We start from the raw sequence: 3,568 nt of genomic DNA on the forward strand, positions 1-3,568 counted from the left end.
GGGCGCCCGCCCACCGCCGCAGACCGTGATCGCATACATCGTTCGCCGGCTCGTGGGCGCGGTCGCGCTGATGGTGGTCATCAGCGCGGTCACCTTCTCCATCTTCTTCCTGCTGCCCCGGCTGGCCGGCACCAGCACCGACGACCTGGCCTCCCGTTTCGCCGGCAAGTCGCCGACGCCCGAGACGGTGCAGGCCATCAAGGAACGGCTCGGGTTCGACGACCCCATCCCGGTGCAGTACGGCCGGTTCCTCAAGGGCGTGGTGGCCGGCGACACCTACGACACCGGCACCGAGAAGATCGACTGCCCGGCGCCGTGCTTCGGGTACTCGTTCCGCACCAGCACGAACGTCACCGACCAGGTCGTCGACCGGATCCCGGTGACGCTGTCGCTGGTGGTGGGGGCGGCGTCGCTGTGGCTGGTGATCGGCGTGTCGATCGGCGTGCTGTCGGCGCTGCGCAAGGGCTCGGTGTTCGACCGGGCGGCGATGCTGGTGGCGCTGGCCGGAGTGTCGTTGCCGATCTTCTTCACCGGTCTGCTGTCGCTGACGTTCATCGTGCACGAGTGGGACCTGCTGCCACCGGTCAGCTACCACTCCTTCCTGGACAACCCGTTCGCCTGGGCGGGTAATCTCATACTCCCGTGGGTGACGTTGGCGTTCCTGTACGCGGCGATGTACGCGCGGATGACGCGGGCGGGCATGCTGGACACCCTGAGCGAGGACTACATCCGCACCGCGCGGGCCAAGGGACTGCCGGAGAAGACGGTCATCACCAAGCACGCGCTGCGCGGCACGCTGACGCCGCTGCTGACGCTGTTCGGCCTGGACATCGGGCTGCTGCTGGGCGGGGCGGTGCTCACCGAACGCACGTTCGGGTTGCACGGCCTGGGCGAGCTGGCGCTGGCCGGCGTGATCGGCAGCGACCTGCCCGTGGTGCTGGGCGTGGTGTCGGTCGCGGCGCTGTTCATCGTCCTGGCGAACCTGGTCGTCGACCTGCTGTACGGGATCGTCGACCCGAGGGTGAGGCACAGCTGATGGCGAAGGGCAAGGACAAGGCCGGCAAGGCCGAGACCGGCAAGGCCGAGACCGGCACGGCTGGCAAGGGCAAGGACGGCGGGGCCGTCGAGACGGTCGCCGAGACCGCCGGGTCCCGGCCGCCGACGGCGTTCCTCGAGGTGCGCGACCTGCGCATCCACTTCCCGACCGACGACGGCCTGGTCAAGTCGGTGGACGGGCTGTCGTTCCAGCTCGAACGCGGCAGGACCCTGGGCATCGTGGGCGAGTCCGGATCCGGCAAGAGCGTCACCAGCCTGGGCATCCTCGGCCTGCACAACCGGCGCAACGCCCGCGTGTCGGGGGAGATCTGGCTGAACGGCAAGGAACTGGTCGGCGCCTCACCCGACGAGGTGCGCCGGCTCCGCGGCCGCGACATGGCGATGATCTTCCAGGACCCGCTGTCGGCGATGCACCCGTTCTACACGGTGGGCCAGCAGATCGTCGAGGCGTACCGGATCCACAACGACGTCTCCAAGCAGGTCGCCCGCAAGCACGCCATCGACATGCTCGGCCGCGTCGGCATCCCCCGCCCGGACCGGCGGGTGGACGACTACCCGCACCAGTTCTCCGGCGGCATGCGCCAGCGCGCCATGATCGCGATGGCGCTGTCGTGCGACCCCGAACTGCTGATCGCCGACGAACCCACCACCGCGCTGGACGTGACGGTGCAGGCGCAGATCCTGGACCTGATCCGCGACCTGCAGCAGGAGTTCAACTCCGCGGTCATCATGATCACCCACGACCTGGGGGTGGTGGCCGAGCTGTCCGACGACATCCTGGTGATGTACGCGGGCCGCTGCGTGGAGTACGCCACCGTCGACGACGCCTTCCACCGGCCGCTGCACCCCTACACGTGGGGCCTGCTGGGGTCGATGCCGCGGCTGGACCGGGCCCGCGCGGAACGGCTCATGCCGATCAAGGGCACTCCGCCGAGCCTGATCAACGTGCCGCAGGGCTGCGCGTTCAACCCGCGCTGCGCCTACGCCGAGCTGAACGACGGCAAGAGCGAGACGGAACGGCCGGAGCTGCGCGAGGTGGAACCGGGCCACAAGGTCGCCTGCCACCTGCCGCTGAGCAGGCGGCGGGAGATCTGGAACACCGAGATCGCGCCGAAACTGTGACGAGCACGGGTGGGACCACTGTGAGCACCAAGACAACCGCGGCCGAGACCGAGACCGTCACCGAGGGCGAGACCCTGCTGTCGGTGGAGGGGCTCGGCAAGCACTTCCCGGTCACCGCCGGGCTGCTGCGGCGGCAGGTCGGCGCCGTCAAGGCCGTGGACGGGGTGTCGTTCTCGGTCCGCAAGGGCGAGACGCTGGGCCTGGTGGGCGAGTCGGGCTGCGGCAAGACCACCACCGGCCGCATGATCATGCGGCTGCTGGAGCCGAGCTTCGGCTCGATCACCTTCGAGGGCCAGGACATCACCCACATGTCCCAGCGGCAGCTGCGCCCGCTGCGCCGGGACATCCAGATGATCTTCCAGGATCCGTACTCGTCGCTGAACCCGCGGCAGACGGTCGGGTCGATCGTCGGGGCGGCGTTCCGGCTGCAGAAGATCGAGACCGAGCAGGGCGTCAAGAAGGCCGTGCAGGACCTGCTGGAGCTGGTCGGGCTCAACCCCGAGCACTACAACCGCTACCCGCACGAGTTCTCCGGCGGGCAGCGCCAGCGGATCGGCATCGCCCGCACCCTGGCGCTGCGGCCCAAGCTGATCGTGGCCGACGAGCCGGTGTCGGCGCTGGACGTGTCGGTGCAGGCGCAGGTGGTGAACCTGCTGGAGGACCTGCAGGACGAGCTGGACCTGACCTACGTCGTCATCGCGCACGACCTGTCGGTGGTGCGGCACATCTCCGACCGGGTCGCCGTCATGTACCTCGGCAAGATCGTCGAGCTGGCGGACCGCGACGACCTGTACGAGCGGCCGATGCACCCCTACACCAACGCGCTGCTGTCGGCCGTGCCGATCCCCGACCCGGCCAGGCGGGGCGACCGCGAACGCATCCGCCTGCAGGGCGACGTGCCCAGCCCGCTGGACCCGCCGCCGGCCTGCCGCTTCCACACCCGCTGCTGGAAGGCGCAGGACATCTGCAAGCAGATCGAGCCGCCGCTGGTGGAGCTGAGCCCGGGGCACCTGACCGCCTGCCACTTCCCCGAGAACGCCACGGTCAGCGCCACCGACGAGGTCGCCAAGGCCGCCGTCGCCCACAACGGCGCCTCCGCCGCCGACGCCGACACCGCCGCCACCGACGACCAGCCGCCGGCCTGAGCGGCGCCCCCGCGCGGGGCACCGGGCTGACCCGCGTCCTGACACTCCCGGGCGTCGTTGTGTAACGGTCTGGACACTCGACGTGACACGATCCCCTTCGTGCAGCAGATTCGTCCTGGTGACGGATCCGGCTGGACCTGGCGGGAGGGGAGATGCGGGACGCGGGCGTGCTCGCCGTCACGGCCCGGCTGCGGGCCGCCTCCGCGCGGCGCGCGGCGCCGCACGGACCGTGGGGCATGGCGCTG

Annotated in this window: 3 protein-coding genes; all 3 read left to right on the plus strand. The window is 70.3% G+C overall.

Features of this window, described 5'->3' with window-relative positions:
- The first annotated feature begins 25 nt into the window (after positions 1-25).
- From ABD811_RS11560 to ABD811_RS11570, 3 genes are read left to right on the plus strand one after another with little or no spacing between them, the layout of a single operon-like run.
- Complete coding sequence (locus tag ABD811_RS11560; protein WP_344945141.1) at positions 26-1,036, plus strand: ABC transporter permease; 1,011 nt, start codon at positions 26-28, stop codon at positions 1,034-1,036.
- Entirely contained in the window at positions 1,036-2,178 is a 1,143-nt protein-coding gene (locus ABD811_RS11565) for an ABC transporter ATP-binding protein (RefSeq protein WP_344945124.1), read from the plus strand. The genes ABD811_RS11560 and ABD811_RS11565 overlap by 1 nt, the downstream gene beginning before the upstream one ends.
- Before the next feature lie 20 nt (positions 2,179-2,198).
- Positions 2,199-3,323 carry an ABC transporter ATP-binding protein gene (locus ABD811_RS11570; protein WP_344945127.1) on the plus strand — a complete coding sequence of 375 codons (1,125 nt, stop codon included), beginning with the start codon at positions 2,199-2,201 and terminating at the stop codon, positions 3,321-3,323.
- Positions 3,324-3,568: the final 245 nt, after the last annotated feature.

The sequence above is a fragment of the Actinomadura miaoliensis genome (assembly GCF_039536785.1).
Classification (GTDB): Bacteria; Actinomycetota; Actinomycetes; order Streptosporangiales; family Streptosporangiaceae; genus Spirillospora; species Spirillospora miaoliensis.